Origin of the sequence: Phaeodactylibacter xiamenensis (genome assembly GCF_000759025.1) — a bacterium.
In the GTDB taxonomy this organism is placed as follows: domain Bacteria; phylum Bacteroidota; class Bacteroidia; order Chitinophagales; family Saprospiraceae; genus Phaeodactylibacter; species Phaeodactylibacter xiamenensis.
Window position 1 is genome coordinate 107,200 of record NZ_JPOS01000004.1, and the last position, 24,340, is coordinate 131,539.

The 24,340-nt window shown below is 51.3% G+C and carries 17 protein-coding genes; 7 read left to right on the top strand and 10 right to left on the bottom strand.

From position 1 onward, the window contains the following. Positions 1 to 111: 111 nt before the first annotated feature. Together IX84_RS02020 and IX84_RS02025 are read right to left on the bottom strand one after the other, a co-directional pair. Entirely contained in the window at positions 112 to 1,803 is a 1,692-nt protein-coding gene (locus tag IX84_RS02020) for a T9SS type A sorting domain-containing protein (protein ID WP_044216132.1), read from the bottom strand. A gap of 137 nt (positions 1,804 to 1,940) precedes the next feature. Then, on the bottom strand, positions 1,941 to 4,319 hold the full coding sequence (locus IX84_RS02025) for a T9SS type A sorting domain-containing protein (protein ID WP_044216134.1): 2,379 nt from the start codon (positions 4,317 to 4,319) through the stop codon (positions 1,941 to 1,943). 148 nt (positions 4,320 to 4,467) lie between these two features. On the opposite strand from IX84_RS02025, the gene IX84_RS02030 reads away from it, so the two are divergent. Continuing rightward, positions 4,468 to 5,592: an IS701 family transposase gene (locus tag IX84_RS02030; protein ID WP_044216135.1), complete on the top strand. Its 1,125-nt coding sequence runs from the start codon at positions 4,468 to 4,470 to the stop codon at positions 5,590 to 5,592. Positions 5,593 to 5,715: 123 nt separating this feature from the next. On the opposite strand, the gene IX84_RS32730 is transcribed toward IX84_RS02030, so the two are convergent. After that, positions 5,716 to 6,219 carry a hypothetical protein gene (locus IX84_RS32730; protein ID WP_152604880.1) on the bottom strand — a complete coding sequence of 168 codons (504 nt, stop codon included), beginning with the start codon at positions 6,217 to 6,219 and terminating at the stop codon, positions 5,716 to 5,718. Positions 6,220 to 7,055: 836 nt separating this feature from the next. On the opposite strand from IX84_RS32730, the gene IX84_RS02050 reads away from it, so the two are divergent. Then, positions 7,056 to 7,814, top strand: a complete 759-nt coding sequence (locus IX84_RS02050) for a LytR/AlgR family response regulator transcription factor (protein ID WP_044216142.1) — start codon at positions 7,056 to 7,058, stop codon at positions 7,812 to 7,814. Positions 7,815 to 7,877: 63 nt separating this feature from the next. Here the strand turns inward: IX84_RS02050 and IX84_RS33820 are convergent, their stop codons facing one another. Both IX84_RS33820 and IX84_RS02060 read right to left on the bottom strand, forming a co-directional pair. After that, the gene (locus IX84_RS33820; protein WP_044216144.1) at positions 7,878 to 10,037 is read right to left on the bottom strand and encodes a M56 family metallopeptidase; all 2,160 of its coding nucleotides are present in this window, start codon (positions 10,035 to 10,037) and stop codon (positions 7,878 to 7,880) included. Between the two features lie 134 nt (positions 10,038 to 10,171). Further along, positions 10,172 to 10,573 (bottom strand): BlaI/MecI/CopY family transcriptional regulator, encoded by a 402-nt coding sequence (locus IX84_RS02060; RefSeq protein ID WP_044216146.1) that lies wholly within the window; start codon positions 10,571 to 10,573, stop codon positions 10,172 to 10,174. 228 nt (positions 10,574 to 10,801) lie between these two features. On the opposite strand from IX84_RS02060, the gene IX84_RS02065 reads away from it, so the two are divergent. After that, the gene (locus IX84_RS02065; protein ID WP_044216147.1) at positions 10,802 to 11,740 is read left to right on the top strand and encodes a hypothetical protein; all 939 of its coding nucleotides are present in this window, start codon (positions 10,802 to 10,804) and stop codon (positions 11,738 to 11,740) included. A 100-nt stretch (positions 11,741 to 11,840) separates the two neighbouring features. Further along, the gene (locus IX84_RS02070; protein ID WP_052515691.1) at positions 11,841 to 12,338 is read left to right on the top strand and encodes a type III secretion system chaperone family protein; all 498 of its coding nucleotides are present in this window, start codon (positions 11,841 to 11,843) and stop codon (positions 12,336 to 12,338) included. On the opposite strand, the gene IX84_RS02075 is transcribed toward IX84_RS02070, so the two are convergent. Then, positions 12,335 to 13,405: an aromatic ring-hydroxylating oxygenase subunit alpha gene (locus IX84_RS02075; RefSeq protein ID WP_052515692.1), complete on the bottom strand. Its 1,071-nt coding sequence runs from the start codon at positions 13,403 to 13,405 to the stop codon at positions 12,335 to 12,337. The two genes, IX84_RS02070 and IX84_RS02075, sit on opposite strands and share 4 nt — an antisense overlap. 11 nt (positions 13,406 to 13,416) lie before the next feature. Further along, the gene (locus IX84_RS02080) at positions 13,417 to 16,284 is read right to left on the bottom strand and encodes a T9SS type B sorting domain-containing protein (protein ID WP_044216151.1); all 2,868 of its coding nucleotides are present in this window, start codon (positions 16,282 to 16,284) and stop codon (positions 13,417 to 13,419) included. Between the two features lie 283 nt (positions 16,285 to 16,567). Between IX84_RS02080 and IX84_RS02085 the strand changes: the two genes are divergently transcribed. Both IX84_RS02085 and IX84_RS02090 read left to right on the top strand, forming a co-directional pair. Next, positions 16,568 to 18,274 carry a GMC oxidoreductase gene (locus tag IX84_RS02085; protein WP_044216153.1) on the top strand — a complete coding sequence of 569 codons (1,707 nt, stop codon included), beginning with the start codon at positions 16,568 to 16,570 and terminating at the stop codon, positions 18,272 to 18,274. Positions 18,275 to 18,276: 2 nt separating this feature from the next. Continuing rightward, positions 18,277 to 18,867, top strand: a complete 591-nt coding sequence (locus IX84_RS02090) for a gluconate 2-dehydrogenase subunit 3 family protein (protein ID WP_044216154.1) — start codon at positions 18,277 to 18,279, stop codon at positions 18,865 to 18,867. Between the two features lie 48 nt (positions 18,868 to 18,915). Here IX84_RS02090 and IX84_RS02095 read toward each other — a convergent pair whose 3' ends face one another. Together IX84_RS02095 and IX84_RS02100 are read right to left on the bottom strand one after the other, a co-directional pair. Continuing rightward, positions 18,916 to 19,164, bottom strand: a complete 249-nt coding sequence (locus IX84_RS02095; protein ID WP_044216156.1) for a GlsB/YeaQ/YmgE family stress response membrane protein — start codon at positions 19,162 to 19,164, stop codon at positions 18,916 to 18,918. A 22-nt stretch (positions 19,165 to 19,186) separates the two neighbouring features. Further along, the gene (locus tag IX84_RS02100; RefSeq protein ID WP_044216159.1) at positions 19,187 to 20,401 is read right to left on the bottom strand and encodes a BaiN/RdsA family NAD(P)/FAD-dependent oxidoreductase; all 1,215 of its coding nucleotides are present in this window, start codon (positions 20,399 to 20,401) and stop codon (positions 19,187 to 19,189) included. 157 nt (positions 20,402 to 20,558) lie between these two features. On the opposite strand from IX84_RS02100, the gene IX84_RS02105 reads away from it, so the two are divergent. Continuing rightward, positions 20,559 to 21,089, top strand: coding sequence for a hypothetical protein (locus IX84_RS02105; protein ID WP_044216161.1), 531 nt, complete (start codon positions 20,559 to 20,561; stop codon positions 21,087 to 21,089). A 13-nt stretch (positions 21,090 to 21,102) separates the two neighbouring features. Here IX84_RS02105 and IX84_RS02110 read toward each other — a convergent pair whose 3' ends face one another. Next, the gene (locus tag IX84_RS02110) at positions 21,103 to 24,264 is read right to left on the bottom strand and encodes an ATP-dependent helicase (RefSeq protein ID WP_044216163.1); all 3,162 of its coding nucleotides are present in this window, start codon (positions 24,262 to 24,264) and stop codon (positions 21,103 to 21,105) included. Positions 24,265 to 24,340 lie beyond the last annotated feature (76 nt).

Here is a 24,340-nt window from a genome sequence, read left to right on the forward strand (position 1 = left end):
CCCGTGCTCAATTGAAAGGAAAAAAGGAGGAGCGCCCCTCTTTCCCGATCAAGCCTAATACACCTCAATTGCCTTACTCGTGCGCCCCTATTCAGCTTCTTGATACCAAGACTACTCTGATATTACGATCTTTTCCACCCATCGCCCTGCCTGCCCTGAAACGTCCAGTATATACATCCCACTTTTTAGCCCGCTAACATCAATAGTAGAGGCCCCTTGCAAATCCGTAACCTGCTGCTGCCAAACCAATCGCCCCTGTAAATCTGCCAGGCGCATACTCAAAGGGCCTGATACCGAACCCGTTTCAGGAAATAAATGTAACACCCCATTTTTAACCGGATTAGGATAAGCTGAAAAGGACAACGGCTGCCAGGGCACAGCTACCGTTGAAACGGGGACCTGAGGCAGCAGCTTTACCTTGGCGATGAACATATTCCTATTAAAAGGCCCGCCGTTACTGCCTACTCTTCCTACAAAATATACGCCTGTAGAGTCGATGGCATACGCCTGGACAATCCCGTGAATAAAAGGCAGCCACTCATAGCTGGAAAACAGGACTCCATTGCCCTGAGCACCAACAAACTCATTTTGCACAAAGTTACTGTCCAGCTGTCCGGCCTCATCCATGCGCATTAGGCCGAAAGTCAATCCTGAGTGCTCATCATCCCAGGTAACGTAAGTCATTTCCCCGATTTGAATAGTGCTGGTCGGCTTTATAGACTCCGTCCCTCCAATGATATTTTTAATAAAGTAATCTCCTCCTAGAAAAGAAGAGTCGACCTCTCCATTCGGTAGAAGCCGGGCTATAAATACGTTGGTGGGCCAGTTGAGAAAACCAAAAGTAACGCCTCCGGAAATCACGATTTTGCCATCTGCTCGAATCTCCATCGAATAAGGTACACCCTCTATTGAAGGGAGGACCACCGCTCCTTCTTCCCCAAAGGAGAGATCTGCCTCTCCATCCGGGCTATGTTTAAAAACAAACATCCCATTCTCGAGGCAATAACCATGTTCCCAGTTCAATTCGCCCGGATAGGGGTCATAGCTTATACCAGCAATTACGATACCCCCATCTGGTGCCAGTGCCACATCCGCGATCATCGGTGCCAGACAGCCACCGTAGTCCTGAGGGGTATGGTACAAAATTCCGTTATTTGCAAAAGTAGAGTCTATTCGTCCATTGGGCAAAAGTCTTACTACAAAGTGGTGGGTAGAATCCGACTCATACCAAAGTTGCCCGCCGTAAAAGGCATTTCCAGCTACCAAAATTTTCCCATCTGGCAACGAGATAGCCTCCGTTATCATTTCTTCTTTAGACGGCAGGTCCAGAATCAGGTGCCCGCCATTTCCAAAAGTGGAATCAGGTACACCATCAAAATCCAGTCTGGTCAAAAGCCCTACGTAATCCTTCTGCCCTGGCAGATAAGTGCACCCGCCCATTAAAAAACGGCTTTCATCGTAATTGGCGATCAGGGTACAGCTGTCGTTTGCGTATCCAATATCTATAGTCTTACGTCCCATAGGGCCTATAGCCGTATCGTACCGGCCGTTAGGCAGCAAACGAGCCATAAGAAAATCAAGGCTGTCATTTTTTACCGTGTAGCCTCCTAGAATGATTTTGCCCCCGGGCGTATGAATGGCACCTTGGCAAACATCGTCTCCTACCTCACTGAGTATTACAGTGTTGCCAAAAAAAGTTCCTACTGGCCAAGAGTTAAATTCCCCGAAGGTAGAGTCCGGTACTTGGGCAGATGCTTTAAAAAGAAGTAGGTATACAAATATAATTGCAAGTGAATATTTCATGAGAGTAGTAAACTTGAGTGGCACCTGTCAGGAAAGGTGCTACACCGAAACAAGTCCAAACTAAATAGTTAGTAGTCTTCATTACCAAAATTGTTCCGGTTCAAATCATTCCTGCCAGGCACCAGTAGTTATTAAATCTATGGTTTGACAACAAAGGTTTGACGCATTAGGCGTTCATCATCCAATTGAACGTGCATTATGTACAAGCCAGCCGGGAGACCAGATACTGACAGGGGACTAACTTGTCCAATCAGATTTATGGCTCTAACCTCTCCTCCCTGACTGTTGAATACTTTTACCAAGCCACTTTCAAAAGGCTGCATGATTTGGACGTTTATCAAATCAGTAGCAGGATTAGGAAAAATTTTAATGCCGCTCTTATCGGAATAGTGAACACTGCCTTCCGGGCTTGCCTCTGGTACCTGAATCGGTTGTGCACCACAATCAGCATCCTGAGGGTATTCAAATTCAGGATCAAGAAAACCACGAGCCAAAACCACAGCATATCCTCCGGATAATCTGCATTTATTGGCGATCGCTTCTATGATTACTTGCTGTGTATCTGATAGTTCATCATCTAAGTTATGGGACTCCAGCAAAACCTGAAGTACAGACTTCATATCAATTTCATAAGGTTCAGCTACCGTTATTGCAGACAATTCCGTTTTCAAATCGCTTACTATCAGGGCTACCTGATGGTTCAATTCAGCAGTCGCTGTCTTTAAAACCGCTTGCCATTCTACGATCAAAGAATCCGCTTCTAGCATTTGCTGCTGTACGGCATGATTCTCTTCTGGGCTGATTGAAAGTAGATGCTGCAAAGCAAACCGGTTATTAATCGCTTCGTTAAGAGAATCTGCTAAAGAAGCAACTTGCAAAGCGGAAGGTGCATCATTCCATCGGTTTAGGTAAGCCTGGTATACCCTGTTTAAGCTACTGTAAGTTTCCTCGTAGGTATCTGAGAAATACTGTGCTGTTTCCGGACTACTGTCAACAAGATGAGGGTTGCGATTGAGCCGGTCCGCAAACTGCCATCGTGCTTCCCATTCTAAAGCGGGATAACCAAACGGAGCCTCGTAAGTGCCGTTTAGAATAGTGCTATCAGTGCCGGCTAGGCGACCCTCAAACTTTGGAAAAGGTTCCTTAAGGAAACATGCTATCACCGTCTCATCTGCTTCTGGACCAGAGGAAGCAGGGACAAACCAAACAAAGTTATCTGGAGACGTATTGATCAGTCGTGGGTCCGGCCAGAAAAAACTACCTAAATTGCTACTGTTTATCTCAAAAACAGAGGTCAAAGCAGAAGTCAGGTTTTTAGCATAAGCCTCAATATTAGAGGCGCTACCATACCACCGGTTTTCTTTGTTGATTTGATTCCCCATGATGTTTAAAGGCTGAGAAATCTGTGGGTGTCCCAAAGCTAACCCTATATCATGGGTATTGAATTCATTCTCTAAAAAGTCTGTATTATCACAGTTCCCGATAAAGAGAGCCCCGGTATTAATATTATCCATATAATTGCATTGGAATATTCCATTTGGCGACTCATCCCATCTGATGCCATAACCTCTGCTATAATTTGTACCCGCTCCTTCGATCTCATTATATAGTACGCGAATACCATTACAAGGTTCTGAAGCCCAAATACCATTAAAAGCTCCGAAATTACCTGTTAGACCTGTGCCTCGTATAGTGTTTTGTTCAACGGTCAGATAAGAAAGGTATTGCAATTCAATCCCTGTAGAAGCCCCTGTAAAACCTGAGTAGAGTGAGATATCATTGTTAAAAACCCGGCTACGTGAGAGATCAATAATTTCTGATGAAGTGTTTACCCTTCGCACAACAATTGCAAAACGATTAACACCGAAAGCATCAATAGCATCTGCAAATTCATTATTTGAAATATCCACATAAGCTGACTTTCGTAAATCGATTCGTGCACCAACTATATTAAAATCAAGAATTTGATTATCACGGATTTGGCAACTATACGAATTTTGACTGCTATTAGCATTTCTGGTCCGGATACTAATCACAGAGCCTCTTGAGACTATATTTTCAACTGCCGCATTTACTCCGAGAAGATTTATATCCTCAAAACAGTTTTCAAAGTTGCTGTTTTCAATAATCACGCTTGGAAGGATCGTTTCGAGACTATATGCATATATAGCTTCTGCATCAATAGCTTGTTGCGGGTTAGTAGAATTATAAACTCCAAAGTTCATAAATTCACAATTTGTAATCGAAGCACTGGATGTATGTATCCTAATTCCTTGCGCCTGGGTAATGTCGGATAATGCAAAATCTCGAAACACATTAGCTGCATGGCTATCATTTCCGATATTCAGCGCAGCTACCTTTTGCAGCCAAATTCCTGCAAATGGAAAATCAGATAATATAGGAGAAGCGCCAATAGCTCCAGGGAGTGAAGAAGGGCTGATGGATTCCAATAATTGTGTATCCCCCTCAAAAGTGTTCCCCGACAACCCATTAGAACTCGCTAAAAAAATACTCATTGGTGCTATGATTGGGTTGCCTCGGTCTGCATAGATACCACAAGCATTTGCTCTAAATGTGTTATCAGCTGACCTTTCGCACGCGAAATATTTGGAAAATTGATTAATAATGTCAGGGCAGTTATCTTGCAGCTCAAAGGAGCGAAAGATGAAAGACCCAAAGTTACTAGACTTCTATTCGGACTACCTGCTGGCATCGTTTCGCATGGCGACAGCCACCGGCTTGTCCGAGCTGACCGATCAGGCACTGAGCCATGACAAGATCAGCCGTTTTTTAGGGCAGGAAGCCTTCACGGCAAAGGACTATTGGCGTTGCATAAAGCCTTTGGTACGTAAAGTGGAGCACCCGGACGCGGTCATCAAGATAGATGACACGATCGAGGAGAAGCCGCACTCTACGGAGAATGAAGTGGTCACTTGGCACTGGGACCACTCCAAGAAGCCGAAAGCGGGGCACACCAAAGGGATCAACATCCTGAATTTCCTTTACCAGAGCCCACAGGGCATAGAGCTGCCTGTTGCTTTTGAGATCGTGCGCAAGTCGCAAGAATACGTGGATACCAAAAGCGGGCAGGTAAAGAAGCGCAGCCCCCGCAGCAAGAACGAGATGCTGCGCGACCAGCTTTTTGCACTTGTCAAATACAACCGCGTGCCCTTCCGCTATGTGGTCTGGGACACTTGGTTTGCTGCCAAGGAGAACTTTGAGTTCGTGCACTATGAGCTGGGCAAGCATTTTATCAGTGCCTTAAAGAGCAACCGCAAGGCTGCCCTTACCATGGAAGACAAACTGGAAGGCAAGTTCCACCGAGTCGACGGGCTAGAACTGCAAGCAGGCCAGGCCATTACTGTTTACCTTAAAGGGCTGGACTTCCAAGTCCAGCTGGTCAAACAGGTCTTTATAAACCAAGACGGCTCAACTGGAGACTTGTACCTGGTCACCAACGATCTGGAGCTAAGCGGCCCAGCTATCTGCACAACCTACGGGACACGCTGGGGAGTGGAGGTATTCCACAAATCGCTCAAACAAAACGTGGGGCTGGAAAAGTCCCCCACCAAGCACGAGACATCCCAGTGCAACCATGTTTTTGCTGCCATGATTGCCTGGACTAAACTCGAACTGCTGTCTGCAAAAGAGCAGACCAACCACTTTGCCCTAAAAACCAAAATTTATGTCAATGCCCTCAGGGCGGCTTTTCAAGAGGTGCAAAGGCTCAAAGCCTATGTCCCTGCAATTGGGCCGCCAAACGGGCTAGCCACCCCTCTTTTGGGGTAAGGCTTTGATTAACTTGTTCATGCGAGTGCTTTTTCAGTGCCATGCACTGAGTGGGATTGCTGTGCCAAGCACCCTGAATACTGCTAATTTTTTCAATTATCATAACCTTTCGCGTGCGAAAGGTCAGTTATCAGCAATAAGTATTTCCGCCCGATCCCGGAGCAGGATCGCTGTAATGGCATCCTCAAAAGTCGAAGATTGCGCAATTATGCTCCCTTGAACACGGACTTCCACTCCCTTCCAAAGTTTGTTACATCCTCTTAGATGGCTGCTATTTAAGGTTAGTTCTGCACCTATTTCTACCCGAAATCCGCTATTATTGTCTAGAAAAATAATATCTGAGCCCGGAGCGAAAGTGTAGTCTAAAGTGAACGTAACCATTCCTGTTATTTTCAAAAACTGAGGAGTAGTTTGAGCCTGGGCAGGAGGCAGCAACTGACTACCATACAAATCTAATGCCTCAAAATCGCCTTGGATTTCAGTATAACCAATGCCTTCATTACACGTTTCCTGTGCAAAACTACCAATTGGGATGCAAGCCAAACAGATAGTCATCAATACAACACAAAGCAAACAGAAGGTTTTACCCCCCCCAAAGACATTGCCAAAAATGATACTAATATTCACATTAAATGTATTAAATAGGTTAAATGATGACAAATACAAAGAATACGCGGCAATGCCATCTTGATTTGCAGGATGGAAGAGCGCTATTCAAACCAGAATATACTGACGATTAAGTGGTTTGCCACAGCAAACCTACTTAATGTCAGCATTTACGCTGGCAAGTGGCTTGCTCTTGTCCTGACAAGCTACGCTTCGTCAGTGACCGATGTTGCAAACCACTTCATATTACGTATAGAACAGGAATGTACCTAAAAGAAGCAGACAAAAATCTACCTCTTTAGCAGACCCATAACAAGATCCATGACAGATTAATAAGTTGCCTCGCCAATCTTTTGTGGATAACTTACCGTAGGCTGAAAACTGATTTTAAAACATACAGGAACGCTTCTGATTATTACAGAAAACGCAAAAACATTATTTTGAATTTACAAAGCAAATATAAACAATGTCTGCAAATATCGCAAGCAAGACAAAATAATAACCTGAAAAAAACCAAGGTAATTATAAAAATCACTTCTACCGGAAAAATGTATGCCTGTCAACCCAAAAGGCAGCCATTCTCTTACACCTGAGTTCATTAGGCTGTTACCTAATGCCAACATGGAATGTGTGTATGACAAATTGCACTTTTTGAATAGCTTGGCAGCATTTGCTGTTTGCCTTTCTTGGATAAGCTGGAGCAGAGCGGGAAGCTCTACCCCAGCAGCCATAGCGCTTAAGTGCAGAGGATTGCCTTTCTGTTTTTTGCAATGTACGATGCACACCTATGGAATTAACGATGTACAATAACTGGCAATTTATGTACCTTAGTTTCCTATTATAACAGGCTCTATCATATGAGATTCCTAATCGTAGAAGACGAATACCCCGCAGCCAAACGGCTCAGCCAGCTGATCCTGAAGATAAGGCCGGGCACTGAAATATGCGGCACTTTGGACAGCGTGGAAAGCACCCTGCAATGGCTGAAGGACAACCCAACTCCGGATCTGGCTTTTTTCGACATACAGCTGGGGGATGGGCTGAGCTTTGACATTTTCCAGCATTCGCCCTTTATGGGGCCGGTGGTTTTCACCACTGCCTATGACCAGTATACCCTGAAGGCTTTTAAGCAGGACAGCGTAGACTACCTGCTCAAGCCGATTGAAGAGGAAGAGCTGGCCGCCGCCCTGCAAAAATTCGACCGCCGGCAACAGTCGCCCAATATGCTGTCCCCGGACGTCCTGCAATCTCTGGTCAACAGCCTGTCCCAACCCCAGTATCAGTCCCGGTTTATCATCAAGATCGGGCAACAGCTGAGCTACATTGCCACCGATGAAATCCAGTACTTTTATTCTGAAGACGGCATCGTTTTTGCGCAACTGGAAGGCAAAAAAAGGCACGCCCTGGACTATACACTGGATGCACTGGAGCCCCTGCTGGACCCCGCCTCTTTTTTCCGTTTAAACCGCAAAGTCATTGCGCATATACAATCCGTACATAAAGTAGCGCCTTTTTTCAATGGCCGGCTGCTGGTCACCCTTAGGCCCGCTGCTGATTTTGAGGTGACGGTCAGCCGGGACCGGGCTTCCGACTTCAAACGGTGGCTGGGGGCATAGCGAAACAGCCAGGCAATGTTACCTGGCTGTTCTAAACGATCTAACTATGCGCCAATTTCTTCTTTAGGGCTTCTTATTGATCTCTACCTCATCCCCTTGCCCCAGGCGGGAACCGGTAGACCGCTCGTACAGATTCTTATACCGTTCAAAAACACCATCCGGCATGCGCTTGCCATTGATGCGCAGTTTGCCCTTGCCGCTGAGCTGAAATTTGTATTCCTCTGTACTTTCTATAAATCCGTCACGGAGCATTTGCTGCTCAATGGTTTGCTTCATGCTGCCTCCTCCGGGCCTGGGAAAACGATAGTCTGCTCCACGAAGCTCCGGTGTGGTAAATACCTTGACCTCAGGGTGAGTCCCCCCAAGCCCAAAGCCGTCCATCTCTATTTCGACATCATCGAAGTCATAGGTTGTAAGCCCTTTTTTACGCAGTTCCTCAAATGCTTTCTGAGTAGATTCATGGGCTTCCTTCAGGATGATCTCCATTTCTTCCGTTGACCGGAGGCCTTTCAGCATCTCCTTGTCGCCCGTCCAATTGAAGTCAAAGTCAAAATCCTTGTCTTTGCCGTTGAAAAAGAACACGTTCCGGTCTTCGTCCTCGATCACCAGGCTGTCCCCTACCTCGATAATTTTCTCATCAATGCGGATGATCTGCCTGCCGTCTTTTTGTTCAACGATCACTTCCATAGGCGCGCCGTTGCGCTCATCCTGTATTTCAATAATTACACTGCCATCATCGCGCTTTTCCGTGCGGACTTTTTTATCCGTGCTGCGCTCCAGGCGCAACAGGCGGGGTGCTTCCGGTGCGGCAGGGGGGCTTGGAGGCGTGGGGGGCGTTGGTGGTGCAGGGGGCGCTGGCGCATTGGGCACTCCCGGTGGCGCCGGTGGTGCAGGGGGTGCCGGAGGAGGAGGCATGTCTGCAAGCATTTCCTCCACCAAACCTTCGTATTTTGGGAATTCAGCTTCCGGGATTTCCTTTCCATCGATACTTAGCTTGGTGATCTTCCCATCCTGTAGTTCAGCGTCGACCGTGCGCCCGTTGTCCTCGGTTTGGAGCTGAATGATCTGACGAGGGAGGGTATCGGGTGCTGACCAGCGGGAGGCCAGGGTTGTCAATGGTAGCGGTGGCAATTCATCTAAAGCTTCCATTACTGCACGCTCAGCAGTTTCAGCGCTGTTGTGCGCGTAGGAGAAAGAGAAGAACAACAGAGCAGCCAGCAATAAGCCGGTAGCGGTCATTTTTTCCATGGTGTACATTTTTTGTGGTGGTTGATTGAGGATGCGCCGTACGCGCTGCAACAGGAAAGGGCGCCCTTTCGAAGCCATGGCCATCGCCATCCTTGGATGCCGCTGAGCGGCTTCTTCAATTTTGACGAGGGCTCTTGCGTAGCCCAGGGCGTCATCACTAAGGACTACTGCGATGTCGTCACAGCAGTTTTCCCTTTCCATGCGTATGTAGGCAGAAATCCACCAAACAGCCGGGTTGAAATAATACAGTGCCTCAATTATCGATTGCATGATATTGAGTAAATAGTCTTGCCGGTAAATATGCGCCAGCTCGTGGGCCAGTACCGCCTCCACCTGCGCCGGTGTCAGGGCATTGATCGTGCCTACCGGAATCAGAATTACGGGTTTCAGCCAGCCGATCACTACCGGAGATTGCACCAGTGCAGATTCAAGCAACTGCACCCTGCGGCGCAACCGGAGACGGCGCGAAAGGGCCTGCAGCTTGCCCTGCCAGGGCTCCCCCATCGGCCGGACAGACCGGTGCCGAAGGTGCTGCACATAACCCAGCCCGGCCAGCATACGCAGCAAAAAGAAGGCTACGCCTAATAACCAGGCAGCCACGATCAGCGGTAAATGCTGCTCGAAATAGGCCTGTGCCTGTGCCCGCCAGAAAGCGAGGCCTTGCAGTGGGGTGGCTTCGGTAGTCATTGACGGGACAACGCCTTCAGCCATTGGAGCCGGAGCCGCGGCCAGATCATTCCCAGCGCCATCCGGCACCTCAAAATACAGGTAAAAGGTAGCAGCAGATGCGGCGGCCAGCAGCAACAGTGCTCCAATAGCCAGCCCGTACCGGAAACGCGCGGTCCGGCGCTGCGCCAAAATCATCCCACCGGCTAAGCCCAAAGCGATGAGCATACCCTGCCAAAGGGAGTGGACGACGGTCCAGCCGAGGGCGTAAACCAGAGGATCCGCAAGAAAGTCAAGTGTGGTAGACATAGTCGGGTGATTACTTTTTCTTCTCAGTAGTTTGACGGAAATAAACGATGCAATTTTTTTTAAGCTTCGCTAATATTTTCACACAACCTCCTCCTCGTCAGTTGTTGTGAAAATATTAGCGAATCAAAATTGCATCATTTATTTTTTCTCCGTCCTTCAGTTTCGATTTCCTCTATCAGGGCTTTGATTTCGTCCAGCTCCGCTTCGGAGGCATTGTGGTTGCCCAAAGCCTGCATAACCAGTTTCATAGCCGAGCCTTTGAAGGTGCGGTCTACAAATTGGGTGAGCAGGTTCTGTTGCGTCTCCGCTTCCGTTACCGCCGGGCTGTAGATGTGCGTGCGCTGCGAAGTATCGCGCTCTGCCAGCCCCTTTTCTGCCATAATCTGCATGAGCTTAAGGGTGGTGGTGTACCCTACCTCCCGGTCTTCATTCAATTGGTCATTGACAAAGCGCACGGTGGAGGGGCCGTGTTCCCACAGCACCTGCAGGATTTCCAGCTCGGATTCGGTGGGCCGTATTTTCTTGGATTGACTCATAATCAACAATTAAGCAGCTTTTTACGAAATACTTCGTAGACAAAGTTATACGAAGAAATTCGTAATTGCAAGTTTTAATACGAAAAACTTCGTAAATGCATCAGGCTGCCTTTTGGGTTCTTACTAAACCCGTTTGAATTCAATGGCTTGCCAACTTATTGCCCTACCTTTCGTTTTATAAAGAGCGCCTGCCGGAAGGTGAGGTTGCGTCCATCCAAATACAACTTCATGCGATTATTCAGCTACTTGCTACCGGTCTTACTTTTGCTTACGGGTTGTGCCGATTCCTCCTCCACTGACACGGAAACCGCCACTACGGAACCCACCGATACGATTGCCCCGGCTATTGTCCGTCAGGCACCACGCCCGGAGTGCCCGGTTCCGGGAAAAGTGCTGTCCGGCAACACCTACAACAGCCCTGCTCAGGAGCTCTACCTCGCCATCGTGGCCGACAGTACCACCTATGATGAAAAATTAGGCGACAGCCACCGCAAGCTGATCGTTTTCAATAGCAGCAATTGTGAGCGCCTTTTGGAACAAACCCTGCCCGTAGACCGCTCTGCTGATTTTCATTATCAGATCGCAGACATCAATTACAACAGTGCTGTGCAGCAACTCGCCATAAGGGGCACCACCCATTTTTTCCTGTTTGACCTGGAAGGGCGGCAGCTTAGTGGCCCTTTTCAGCCTCAGTTTAAGAGCGAGCGCTATGGGGTGGATGCCCAATCCGGCAACATTCAGCACCTGGAGATGTGGGAGTCTTACCTCATCGGTTATGTGCAGGATTATGGGGCTTTTGTTTTTCGCCTGGACGATGGGGAATCCCCCGGTCCGGTTTTCCCGGCTGCAGAGTATCAGGATGAAATAGAAGCTTACCATCAGGCTTTTCTCCTGCCTTCTGATCAGGGCACCCAGGTCCTTATGCCTTCTTATGACCGGCGCGACCGCCTGTTTCGCATCAATCCCGTTTTTGAGCGCCCCATAGCTTTGCAGCCACAGGATGGCCTGACCGCACAGGAGAACCGGTTTTTACTCCTGCGGGAAGACAGCACCAATGAACGCGCCATCGTCATTGATCTGAAAAACCGGGAACAGGCGGAGCTGCCCTCCGACATTCAGTGGAAAAGCGATGAAGATGTGCTCGACTGGATGAAGGTGATGCAGTAGCTCCCTGTTTCGTCTTAAGGTAGCGAAATACCTGCTGTAGCTATTTTATGAGCCCTGGCTTATGTTGTACATTAAAGTTTGCACCAAAAATACTTCGCGTATGCGACTGCTGCTGATTCTTTGCTTTTTCACGACTACCTTTTCCCTGCCAGCCCAGGGCAAGATGAATTTGCGAAAGATGGAAAAGGCATTCCGCAAAGCAGAGATCAGCTACGAAGGCGACCCCGGTGCATGGCTGCTCTACACACAAGACCATATCCTGCTGGTACTCTCTGATGAGGAGAACAACCGCATGCGTATTTTCACCCCCATTATCGAGGCAGCTGACGCCTCTCCCCTGCAACTGGAAAAGATGCTGCGCGCCAACTTCCACTCTGCCCTTGATGCCAAATACAGCATTCACGATGGGTTTGTGGTGAGTGTCTTTACCCACCCGCTGCAAGAGCTTAGCCGGGAACAGTTGCTCGATGCCATTGACCAGGTCATTACACTCTCCAAGACCTTTGGTACGACTTACTCAAGTACTGAACTTGAGTTTGGGCATCCGGAAGAACAACAGTCAATTAAAGAAGACTCCAAGCCTAATAAACGGACTTAAACCTTCATGGCCTGATCTATCAGTTGATGAAAGTGGTGCACGCAGCGTTCCATTTTCGGTGAAAACCGCCCGCGCTTGTACAGTCGGGACTGAATCCCCTTTTGAACGCTCTCCACAACCGCTTCGTCTTCCAGTTCGGTTTGGTCGATATTGTTGGCAGCACGGTTAAAGGCAGTGCCCGGGAAAGCGTAAGACCGAAACCGTACCCGCGTTTCTCTGATGGACAAAGGCTCCACCACATTGAGCGACAAGCCCCAGGGATAGAAATTAAACATCAGGTTGGGGAAGAGGAAAAAGTAGTAGGCGTAAACCCGCCGGCCGTAGTCGGGGTGGCCTTCCGGCAAATCGAAAGCAGGCTCTTCCGGCTTAGCAATGCCAATCTGCAGGTTACACCAGTCAAAAGTTTCGTAATCGTAGGCTCCGAAGTTCAGTGCGGTATTCAAAGCCGGGTGCACAAAAGGCACATGAAAGCCCTCCAGGTAATTATCGCAGTAAAGCGCCCAATGTGCCTTCACCAGGTGGTCCTGACTCCCCTCTTCCATGAATTTGAGCTTATCCAGCGGCAAAAAACCTACCCGCTCCTGAATTGGGGCCACCGCCTCCCGGAAGTCTGCGTATGGCTCAAGACTCGTAAACAGCAGCCCCAGCCATTCTTCCAGCGGCAACTCTGGCAGATGGTCTGCCTCCGATGGGAAATCAGCGGCCTCTTCAAACGCAGGCATACTTTTAAAGGTCCCGTCGAGGCGGAAGCAGCGCCCGTGGTACCCGCAACTCAGCTGACGAACCGGACCGGGCGCTTCCACAATGATTTTCCCCCGGTGGGTGCATACATTGGACAGGCAGCGCCGCCGCCCTTCGGCATCATTTGCGATAAGCAGTGGTTCATCCAGCACTCCGGGCAACAGGGTGAAGGGGTGCGCATAGCCCGCCGCAGACAGGTCCGCCACGTCCTCCACATAGTGCCAGGCTTTCACCCAAATGCGGTCTGCCGCCGCCTCAAATAATGCCGGGTCCCGGTAAAATTGCCCTTCCAGCGTATGAGCTTTCCGGATATCAGAGTCGATCATGTTCTTTAGATTTATCGGACCAGCATAATGCCGCCCTTTAGCGTTACCGCTTCCCCTTCGCTGTCGAGTACCTCAATGTAGTAAGTATACAGCCCGGTATTCAGCGGTTCTCCCGCAGCGGTACCATCCCAGTACGCTGCCCTGTCCTCCGAGCCAAAACCGGAGGCTTCGTAGAGCAGCCCGCCCCAGCGGTCAAAAATCTGGTATTGTGCTACAAAGAAAGGTAGTCCGGAGAAGAGTTCAAAGCGGTCATTGCGGCCATCGCCGTTGGGAGAAAATGCCGAGGGGGCATAGATGGGGCAATCGGTAGCCACCGTCACGCTATCCATGCGGGTGCAGCCTTCAGCATCGGTCAGCAGTAGTGGCATTGTGCCCGCAGACAGGTTGTCAAATACAGGCTCGTTCTGCTCCTGTCCATTTACAGTGTACAGGTAGGGTGGCGTGCCCCCGCTTCCGGCGAGGGTAAGCCGGGCATTAGGAGCTGCACACAGGGCTGGTTGGATATCCTGAACACTCAGCCGCAAAGGCTCTGCGCCTGGCACCTCCACCGGTAGTATTTCTGAAATACAACCCGCCGAGTCCGCCACCGTCAGTTGATAGCGGCCAGCGGACAAACTGGTAAAAAGACCGCTGCCCTGAGGCAATCCACTGTTGAGCTGAAATTGCAGCCCGCCGTTCCCGCCGCTGCCACTAACCTGCAGGGCACTTTCGCCTGGCCCGCAACCACGCACAAAGTCCAGGGCAATTGATAAAGCCGGTACTTCGGTTATCGTAACTTCCCGTACTGCTGTGCAGCCGTCGTCATCCCGGGCCTCTACGGTGAATGTACCGGGGCTTAGCCCTTCAAAAACAGGGGCAGGCTGCCAGGGCTCCTGGTCGACCCGAAATTCCAGTCCTGTCCCACTCCCTCCACTGGCAGATACCGTGAGCGTACTGCTCCCCTCTCCGCAGGAAGCCGTGGAAATACTGATGCTTAGGGGGGCGCTTTCACCTATCGCCGCTGCTGCCTCCAGGGTACAGCCCTGGGCATCCTCCACATTCAGAACGTAAGTACCAGCAGGCAGGCCTTCAAAAAAACCATTATCCTGTAGGGTGCCGGCGTCCAGTTGATAGGTAAAGGGAGGAGTACCACTTGTCAATGCCCATTCCAAAGACCCGTTATCTTCTCCGCAGGTGGTATTCTGAACCAGCACCTCCTGCAACTGCGGGCCGTCTTCCAGGTCCTCTACCTCCACTTCAAAGTTTTCGGTACAGCCCACCTCGTTTCTTACCGTTACCGTGTAGGCTCCGGCAGGCAGGGCACTAAAGGACGGGGTTTCGCCAAACGGGTCGCCATCAAGGCTGAAGGAAAGCCCACTGAAAGGGCCCGGCCCGATGCTGACCGTACCTCCGTCATTGGTGCAGCTGACCGGAGTGGTGCTGGCAGACAACGCAGGCAGAGGGGTGGCTTCCGGTACGTCAACTGTTTCAGTGGCTTCACAACCGGCGGCATCCACCACCGTAACGGTGAGCAGGCCACTGGGAATATTTGGGAAAAATGCATCAGACTGGAAAGCCACTCCGTCAATGCTGTAGGTATAGGGCGGAGTGCCGTTAAGTGCCATAACCGTCAGGTTGACGCCAGATGCCTCACAGGGATCCACATCAAGCCCGGAAACCAGGGGCGCAGTACTGCTATCTATTTCCACTTCCACCGCATCCGCACAGCCCTGTGCATCAAGGATGGTGGCAAGGTAAGTACCAGCGGGCAGGTTTTCGAACGTGGGCTCATCTTGAAAATCCTCCCCATTGATGCTGAACGTGTAGGGCATTAGCCCGCCTTCTGCCACAATAGTCAGACTGCCGTTGTCGGCTCCACAGGCTGTTCCTTCCGGGAGGATTTCCTGAATAACCGGTGCCTCCCCTTCTGTTTCCACTTCTGCTTCCACTTCCAGCGTGCAGCCAAAGCTGTCTTCCACCAAAATCGTATAAATGCCAGGCAGCAAACCACTAAACACATTGGAGGATTGAAAAGCCTGCCCGTCGAGACTATACATCAGCCCGCCGTTGCCTCCGGAGACCTCCACGGTAATGCTGCCTACAGGGTCCGCGCAATCGGCCGGTAAGGTTTGTACCGCCTCCAGTTCGAGGGGTGCCGCAGCCAGAAACTCCAGTTCGCTGGCTGCCCCGTAAATGACCACGCCTGCGTTACAGACCGGCGTCAATTGCCCGTTATCAAAATCGATGGCAAAAATAGTACCCTGCCCGCTGTCGTTGCTGGCATAGGTCACTGTGTTTTCACAGTCTTCCACGAAAGTGACCACCCCGAAAATGGAGCCGCCTACGTTGAAATTGAGAATGGGTGAGCTGTTTTCAGGATTGTCAAGGTCAATCTCGATCATCTGATTGGAAGTCCCGGCCATCACCAACTGCCCGTTCACGAAAGTGAGGTCCCCTGCCGATCCATATTCAGATTGCCCAAGAAAAGTGGCGGTATCAGTTGCCGGATTGTAGGTATAGACATTCCCATTTGAACCCACCGTATAGATCAGTCCATTTTGGTCAGCTACCAGACTGGTGTAGAAAGAGAAGCCCCCCTGTGGGATGATGGTCATCAGGATAGTGGTGCCGGTATTCGGATTGACCCGGAACAAGCGCCCATCCGTAGAGATACCCCAAAGCTGCCCATCTGGAGTGTAGGTAATATCGGCAAAACTGACAGAAGGCGGAGAAATGGAAGCCAGAAAGTTCACCTCACAGGCACCGATGTCTACCGAATACAGATTCTGGTTTTCGGCGATGATGGTGAAGTCCTGCGTGTGAGCTATACCGGGCTGCAGAAGTATGCACAGCCCTATCAGGAAAGCGCGGAACGGGTTTGGGGTCGAGTTGGAGTTCATAATTTAAAACATCAGGGTAGTTGAAGGTATGGTATTTAGCATTACACAGGCAGCCCAATCAAAATATCAGACAACAGTATAACGCAGTAAACTCAAAGTTCAGAGCCCTGGCCACTGATTTAACGCTTTTTTATTGGTCAGTATCACACCCTTGGGTAATCGTACGGGCCTGCCTTTAAACCGATGGCCCAATTATTGCGTTCTTCATCTGTTTTGAGCAATTATTTTTGGTATTTTCGCCAACTGCCTCAGAAAGATCTCACTAACAAACTAAAAGCAGCGCATGTACTTCAACAGCAAGGGCAAAACCGACAACACCTATGATGCCATCGTCGTAGGCTCGGGCATCAGTGGTGGCTGGGCCGCCAAGGAACTTTGCGAGAAAGGCCTGAAGACCATCGTTCTGGAACGTGGGCGTATGGTACGTCACGGCGACTACCCCACTGCCATGAAAGAAATCTGGGAGTTGCCCAACCGCAACAAGCTCACACAGGAGGAACTCAAAGATTACCCCAAACAGCAGCGTACGGGTTATACCATGGCACCTTCCACCAAGCACTGGTGGGTGAAGGACACGGAGCACCCTTACACTGAAGAGAAGCGCTTTGACTGGATACGGGGCTACCACGTGGGTGGCCGCTCCATCATGTGGGGCCGGCATTCTTACCGGCTGAGCGATCTGGATTTCGAGGCCAACGCCAAAGACGGCTACGGCGTAGACTGGCCCATCCGCTACAAAGACCTGGCGCCCTGGTACGACCACGTGGAGCGCTTTGCAGGCATTCAGGGCACTGCCGAGGGGCTACCCCATCTACCGGACGGGCAATTTCAGCCCGGCATCCCCCTCAACTGTATTGAGGAACACCTCAAAGACAGCATGAAGGCCAACTTCGGCAGAACTTTGACCATCGGCCGTACAGCCAACCTCACGCAGGCCATCCATGGGCGGGGCGCCTGTCAGTTCCGCAACCGCTGTATCCGGGGCTGTCCGTACGGTGCCTACTTCAGCAGCAATGCCGCTACCCTGCCGGCTGCAGAAGCCACCGGCAATATGACGCTGCGCCCAAATTCAGTGGTGCACTCCATTATTTACGATCCGGAAACGCAGAAAGCCAAAGGCGTGCGGGTGCTCGATGCAGAGACCGGAGAGGCGATGGAGTTCTATGCGAAGATCGTCTTCCTTTGTGCTTCTGCCCTGGGCTCCACGTTCATCCTGATGAACTCCGCCGATGAGTACAATCCCGATGGGTTGGGCAACAGCTCCGGACAACTCGGCCATAACCTAATGGATCACCACTTCCGGGCCGGTGCACAGGGCATACACGATGACTATGGCGACCGGTACGATGAAGGGCGGCGCCCAACCGGCTTTTACATCCCCCGTTTCCGCAACCTCGACAAGCGTACCGAGCGCAAGGATTATATCCGTGGCTTCGGTTATCAGGGTGGTGGCAGCCGCCAAAACTGGGTACGGGGCATTAAGGAAATGGATAAGGGGCTGGGCGCGGAGTACAAAGCGCAACTCATTACACCAGGCCCCTGGCAGGTAGGCATGGGCGCATTTGGGGAGTGCCTGCCTTATTATGAAAACCACGTCAGGCTGAACAAGGACGTTACCGATAAGCATGGGCTGCCTACTCTTACCATCGACTGTGAGTTTAAGGAAAATGAGCGTATCATGCGGCAGGATATGATGGACTCGGCAGCTGAAATGCTGGAGGCTGCGGGTTTCCGGAATGTCGAAACCTTTGACGCCGGTTCCTATCCGGGGCTGGGCATACACGAAATGGGCACCGCCAGAATGGGCCGCAGCGCGAAAACCTCCGTGCTCAACGGTACCAATCAGGTATGGGATTGCCCGAATGTTTTTGTGACCGATGGCGCCTGTATGACCTCCGCTGGTTGCCAGAACCCATCGCTTACCTACATGGCACTTACGGCACGCGCTGCCGATCATGCAGTGCAGGAACTCAAAAAAATGAACCTCTGATCATGGACAGAAGAGAAGCCATAAAAAGAACCGTTTTGCTGACCGGTGCGGCCCTGTCTGCTTCCACCATAACCGCTGTGCTTAATGGCTGTCAGGCAGAAGCCTCCACCGCAACTGCCTGGGCACCGAAGTTTTTTGATGCCCAACAGGCAGCCGCCCTTTCGGAAATTGCAGAGACCATACTGCCCGCCACAGAAACACCGGGCGCGAAAGATGTGGGCGTACCGGAATTCATCGACCAGCTTGCCGCTACCTGTCTGCCGGAAGAAGAGCAAATGTCCCTGCGCGATAGTATAGAGCAGATTGAAGCCCAAGCTCAGTCGAAACATAACAAAACCTTCACAGGCCTTGACTCCGAAGAGCGGCTCGCCTTGCTCAATACCATAGATGCAGAAGCCCGCAGTATAGAGACGGTGCCGGATGATATGGGCGAGACGGCATGGTCCGGCTTCCTTAAGCTCAAGCAACTCGTGCTGCTTGGATATTTCACTTCGGAAAAGGTAGGTACGGAAGTGACCGCTTTCCTGCCTATACCCGGGCAATATAAGCCGTGCATACCTTACGAAGAGGGGCAGCCGGCGTGGACGTATTAGCGAGTGTATAGCCGGAGCGGCACTTCAAACCTGCCGCTCCGGCTAAGGTCACTTTTTCAGCAGCCCTGCAACAAACAGCACAACCACCGAGCCTGCAGTGGCAGTGATAATGGTGTTGATGGTACCGGAGCCTGTGCCAATACTGATATCCAGCACCCCAAACAGCCAGTTGCCTACATAGGCGCCGATTATACCCAGCACAATATTGACAAGTAGTCCAAATCCGGCACCTTTCATAATTTTTCCGGCCAGCCAGCCGGCAATGGCGCCTACGATAAGCGTGTACAGTAATCCCATGGTTTTTCGTTGTTTTGGTTAATCAATTGAGTTGCCCGGCGATATAGGCTGTCGTCCAGGCGGCCTGAAAGTTATAACCTCCCGTGATTCCGTCAACATCCAGGACTTCACCCGCAAAATAAAGATTTTTGCAGGCTTTGCTTTGCATGGTCTTAAAATCGATGCTTTGAAGGCTCACGCCACCGCAGGTGACAAACTCTTCCTTAAAGGTAGTTTTGCCCCTTACCTGGTACACATCATTGGTGAGGAGATGGGTAAGCTTATGCAGGCCTTTCTTGCCGATTTCGCCCCATTTTTTGTCTTCCGGCAGCTCGGCTTTGGCCAACAGGTAACTCCACAGGCGTTTGGGCAAAGCGTAGGGGCGCTCATTGTTCAGGTCTTTTTTTGGATTCGCGGCCATGATACCGCGTAAGTCGTCCGACACCTGTTCGGCATTCTGCTCGTTCGCCCAGTTGACCTGCACCTTAAACACATAGCCTAACTCGCTCAGCGCACGTGCTCCAAAGGCCGAGAGTTTGAGAATAGCCGGCCCACTCATCCCCCAGTGGGTGATCAGCAGGGGGCCATCCGATTTCAGCTTAGTGCCCTGAATGCTGGCCTGCACTTCTTCAACCACTACGCCCATCAGCTCGGTGACCGATTCTTCGGGCATATTGAAGGTGAAGAGGGAGGGTACCGGGTCTTCAATTTGGTGCCCCAGGGCTTCCAGCCACTCCAGACCCTGCCGTTTTGGGCTGCCGCCGGTCGCAACAATGACCTTATCGAAAAAGGCAGGCGGATGTACCCCCTTAAGAAAATGCAGCTTCAGCCCCTCTCCCACCGGCTGCAGCTTGGCCACGCCAACTCCTGTCTCAATTTGCACCCCGAGCTGCCGGGCTTCTTTCAGGAAGCAGTCGATGATGGTCTGGGAGTCCTGGGAAACCGGGAATACACAATTATCAGGCTGTGTCATAAGCGCCACGCCCCGGCGCTCAAACCAGTCCATGGTATGCACAGTATTAAAGGTCCGGAAGGCTTTTTTCAGCTGTTTGCTGCCCCGGGGGTAAGCCCTCGACAGCTCGGCTATGGAGGTACAGCCATTGGTTACATTGCAACGCCCGCCCCCCGAGATTTTCACCTTGGACAGCAGCTTACGCGACTTTTCAAACAGGACAACAGCGGCTTGAGGATGATTGCGCCTGGCCTCAATGGCTGCGAAAAAACCGGCGGCACCGCCACCAATAACGGCTACTTTCATGGCATACATTTGTGAATGCGATCAGCGCGAAGGTAGGCAATTGCAAAGATAATGTTACTTTTGCTACCGCTCTACACTAAAGCCAACCGGATTGCGTTTTTACTTGTCTATTAAGCGGGCTGACTATGCAGCTGCTTCTTGTTAATTAATTGTTCCAATGCAGTACACTAAGTATTTTTTTATTCTCCTGACCGCCTTACTACTACACAATTGCAACAGCACCGATAGTGGCAGGCTGCAGTCGGAGCTTCAGCGCATCTACTCTGGCATTTCCGATGGCAACCTCGAAAAGGTCAATGAAAAGCTGGTCGCTGAGAATGCCCTCACGGACTACCCACTGGCGAACAATGGCTCCGCCCGGGCTATTTACGGACAGGTACGGGTAATTGAAAGCACGCCCATTGGCAGTAAAGCGGAGCTGGTGGTGTATCAGGTAGAGGTGCACGAAAAGAACCGCCGCATCATCAACCGCATTAACTCTGAAGGGTATAAAGCGATGGAAAAAGCCGGTCAAATCCGCTCCGTTGACAAGGAATCCGGTGTGGTGGTCTATGTGGAACGCAAGGTTGCCATCCGTATGAAAGGCAAAGAACCGCAGTACATCATCGACCCAAGACCTGAGGTTATCAGCCGCCACTTCGATACCAGGGAGCAGGAAGTAAAACAGCTACTCGCCCAGTACAGCTAAGACGGTCTTAAGATTAGCTCTCGTCATCAAGGGCTTCGATTTCGGGCTGCGCGAAGGTATCGGGCACTATGTGTTCCCGTGCAAAATTACACCACGGGCAGTCGGTTTCGCCACACCCGGTAAAGAAGTCGTGGTTCTGAATGGCCGCATAGACTTCCTGCACTAACCTGCGCACGGTTGCGGTGTCCCGGGGCTGATAACTGATGCTTGCTTCCGGCATAGCGCCTGTTTTGTCGGGTTCCAGATAGGAAATAGTGCCGGAGGTTACCGTGCGGGTATTGCCGGGATAGTTTTCGTAGAGCAATTTATAAAAGACCAACTGCCGCCAGTAGCTCCCGCCGTTGGGGTTTTTCTCAGTCGGACGGCGGAGCTTGCTCTTTTGCTGGCTGCCCGTTTTGAAGTCCACCACCCGTGCCTGATCTGCGTTGAGCTGAATAAGCTGATCAATGCTGCCTGTGACCGGCACCCCATCAACTTCCACATTTCGGGGCCGGTATTCCATCAGGACATTTGTGGACCAACTGCTGCGGTGTGCCTCAAAGTACTGCTGCAGGTTGTACCGGCCAGCTTCCAGCCTGCGCTCAAATTCCCGGCGGGCAAAAAAGCCACGGCGGCGTTCCATTTCCTGCTCAAAGCCCTCAATTAGGACCTCTACCGGTGGGAATTCCTGTTCCCGGTGGGTACGCATGCGTTCGAAATAGCGTTCCAGCGCGTAGTGCATGGCGGTGCCATAGTGGGCCGCTTCGCGCATCAAAACCGGAGCGCGGAGGACATTCTCATAGTAGAATCCTAACGGGCACCTGAGATAGCGGTTGAGGGCAGAAACACTGAGCTGGAAACCTTCCAGTAAAGCTTCGATGGTATCCCGGTCAGGGGCAGGTACTGCGGGTGCCCGCTGCTCCATCAACCGCAGAGCCTCGGCTTCCAGCAGCATACCTTTAGGCAGTTCACGCTCGGTTACGGCTACGGCTCCCTGCTCCAGCAACTCATCCACGAAGCGCGTACGTGGTGTCGCTTTTCCATCCATATCCTGAGTGGCATAAGACAAATGCAGGCGTTCCTGCGCCCGGGTAATGGCCACATAGAAGAGCCGGCGACGGGCTTCAAGCGGGTCTTCTTCTCCGGAGTAAGTGAGCGTATCGGGCAGTTTGAACCGGAAATTACTGCCCCTTGAACTGGGCTCCCAGGGCTTTTGGGTCACATCCAGCAAAAAGACCTGCCGGAATTCCAGCCCTTTGGCACTGTGGGCGGTCAGCAATTGTACCCCATCCTGCGCGTAGATCGATTCACTGGCTTCCACGGGCAGGCGGTTGGCATCCATACTGCGCAACAGGTCTAGCAGCCCACCTACTGTCAAGCGCGGATTGCGGGCAGCTTCCCTGCGCACAAAATCCAGAAAAGACCGGAGTACCTGAAGGAGCCAGGCTTTATTCTGCTGATCCATAGCATAAGCCAGTAGCCCGCTGCGGTTAAGGAGCTGTTCCACAAAAGCCGGTGCACTCAGGTTGGTGTATTGCCGGATCATATGATGATGAAAATCGGTGAACCGCTGCAGTGCGGGCTGATCTTTCAACCCCAGCCCGGCCCAGTCTTCAGAATGGGCAAGGAAATCGCGCCAGGCCTTGCCTTTGCTCCCGTTCTGCCGGGCCTGCCACTGACTTATAGCAGAAAGATCGTCAGGGTGCAGCCCGATAAAGACAAAATGCATGATCTGGAACAGCAGATGTTCGCCGCTTGTGGGACGGAAAAACTCTGCCGCAAAGTACTCCAGCATCAGCCGGAGGTTGCGGATGAGCGGGAGGTGGAGCACATTCACACGCCGCCGCGTTTGGTAAGGAATACCCTGCTTTTCCAGCAGTTCCATCAGACTTTCCACCTGCCGGTGCTTAGCGTAGATGATGGCGACTTCGTTCAAGGGGATACCTTCTCCCTGTAATCGTTGTAGCTCACCAGCAAGCCATACTTCTTCCTGCAGGGGATTGGGGAATACACTAATCTCAGGTACAGCAGGCAAATCCTTTACTGCCGGATGGCTCGCTTTTAGCACTTTTTCGACGCCCAGCTCCTGCAGCCGGTTGACGATCCGGATATCATTTTGCCCGATCACATGCCGGGCCGCATCGAGTATAGGCTGCGTGGAGCGATAGTTGTCCTCCAATACGACCAGCCTTATCCCGTTACGGTATGTTTCGTAGAGGTCTGTCAGGTTTTTCAGGCGGGCGCCCTGAAATTCGTAGATAGACTGATCGTCATCCCCCACAATAAACAGGTTGGGCATCTCCCAGTAGGCCACGAGCTTGCGGATGATCTCATTCTGCGCCCCGTTGGTATCCTGGTATTCGTCTACCAGAATGTAGAGAAAACGCTCCTGATACGACCGAAGCAGGTTGGGGAAACGCTCAAAGGCATCGAGCACCCAAAGGATCATATCGTCGTAATCGTAGCGATTGGCGCGCTGCATGGCTTTTTGGTAGTCCGGATATAGCCGGGCAGCCGCCCGCAGGCGTTCCATACGCTCCACTTCCTCCTCGATCTGACTGGTTTTGAGGTCTCCTTTTTGATATTGCCCCTTCCGGCTGACTTTGTAGATGTATTCCTCCCGGTTGGGCAGGTCTTCCAGGTAAGCATCGATAGCCTCTTCCATCAGGGGTACCGTCCAACGCTCGGCTTTCATTTGCTGAAAGAGGTTTTGCAACTGTGTCTCGTAAGCATAGGCATCACTGCGGCCCCTGCGCAGGAGGTGTTCCGGCGGCAGGGTATCCAGTACTCTGCGGAGCAGTTCCACGCGCTCCAGGTCACTCAGGGGTTCCAAATCCTGCCGGCCAAAGCGCTCCAGGTTGTCCTGAATGATGCTGTTGCAAAAAGAGTGAAAGGTGTAGATAGGGATGCGGTGTGCTTCCGGGCCAATGAACCGCAGCAGGCGTTCGCGCATGGCATTCACCCCTGCATCAGTAAAGGTCAGGCAAAGGATGTTGTGCGCCTGTGCATCCGTCTCCATAAGAATACGGCCAATACGGGAAGAGAGAATATGGGTTTTGCCTGTCCCCGGCCCCGCAATGACCATCACCGGGCCTTCGATCTGATCCACCGCCTGCCGCTGCTGGGGGTTCAGCTGCTCCAGGACTTCCTGAAAGGCTTCGTTGTATGCTTGCCGCTGCTTTTGGGTACCTGACATTTATCTTTCCTGTGGTTTGGAGAAAGGTAAGGCTTTTTGTGCATTCTCTGCTTGCAAAATGGATCAGCCTTGCAAG

Coding starts and splice junctions, on each gene's coding strand:
- IX84_RS02020 (WP_044216132.1), bottom strand. CDS start 1,803: ATGAAATATTCACTTGCAATTATATTTGTATACCTACTTCTTTTTAAA.
- IX84_RS02025 (WP_044216134.1), bottom strand. CDS start 4,319: ATGAGTATTTTTTTAGCGAGTTCTAATGGGTTGTCGGGGAACACTTTT.
- IX84_RS02030 (WP_044216135.1), top strand. CDS start 4,468: ATGAAAGACCCAAAGTTACTAGACTTCTATTCGGACTACCTGCTGGCA.
- IX84_RS02050 (WP_044216142.1), top strand. CDS start 7,056: ATGAGATTCCTAATCGTAGAAGACGAATACCCCGCAGCCAAACGGCTC.
- IX84_RS33820 (WP_044216144.1), bottom strand. CDS start 10,037: ATGTCTACCACACTTGACTTTCTTGCGGATCCTCTGGTTTACGCCCTC.
- IX84_RS02060 (WP_044216146.1), bottom strand. CDS start 10,573: ATGAGTCAATCCAAGAAAATACGGCCCACCGAATCCGAGCTGGAAATC.
- IX84_RS02065 (WP_044216147.1), top strand. CDS start 10,802: ATGCGATTATTCAGCTACTTGCTACCGGTCTTACTTTTGCTTACGGGT.
- IX84_RS02070 (WP_052515691.1), top strand. CDS start 11,841: ATGCGACTGCTGCTGATTCTTTGCTTTTTCACGACTACCTTTTCCCTG.
- IX84_RS02075 (WP_052515692.1), bottom strand. CDS start 13,405: ATGATCGACTCTGATATCCGGAAAGCTCATACGCTGGAAGGGCAATTT.
- IX84_RS02080 (WP_044216151.1), bottom strand. CDS start 16,284: ATGAACTCCAACTCGACCCCAAACCCGTTCCGCGCTTTCCTGATAGGG.
- IX84_RS02085 (WP_044216153.1), top strand. CDS start 16,568: ATGTACTTCAACAGCAAGGGCAAAACCGACAACACCTATGATGCCATC.
- IX84_RS02090 (WP_044216154.1), top strand. CDS start 18,277: ATGGACAGAAGAGAAGCCATAAAAAGAACCGTTTTGCTGACCGGTGCG.
- IX84_RS02095 (WP_044216156.1), bottom strand. CDS start 19,164: ATGGGATTACTGTACACGCTTATCGTAGGCGCCATTGCCGGCTGGCTG.
- IX84_RS02100 (WP_044216159.1), bottom strand. CDS start 20,401: ATGAAAGTAGCCGTTATTGGTGGCGGTGCCGCCGGTTTTTTCGCAGCC.
- IX84_RS02105 (WP_044216161.1), top strand. CDS start 20,559: ATGCAGTACACTAAGTATTTTTTTATTCTCCTGACCGCCTTACTACTA.
- IX84_RS02110 (WP_044216163.1), bottom strand. CDS start 24,264: ATGTCAGGTACCCAAAAGCAGCGGCAAGCATACAACGAAGCCTTTCAG.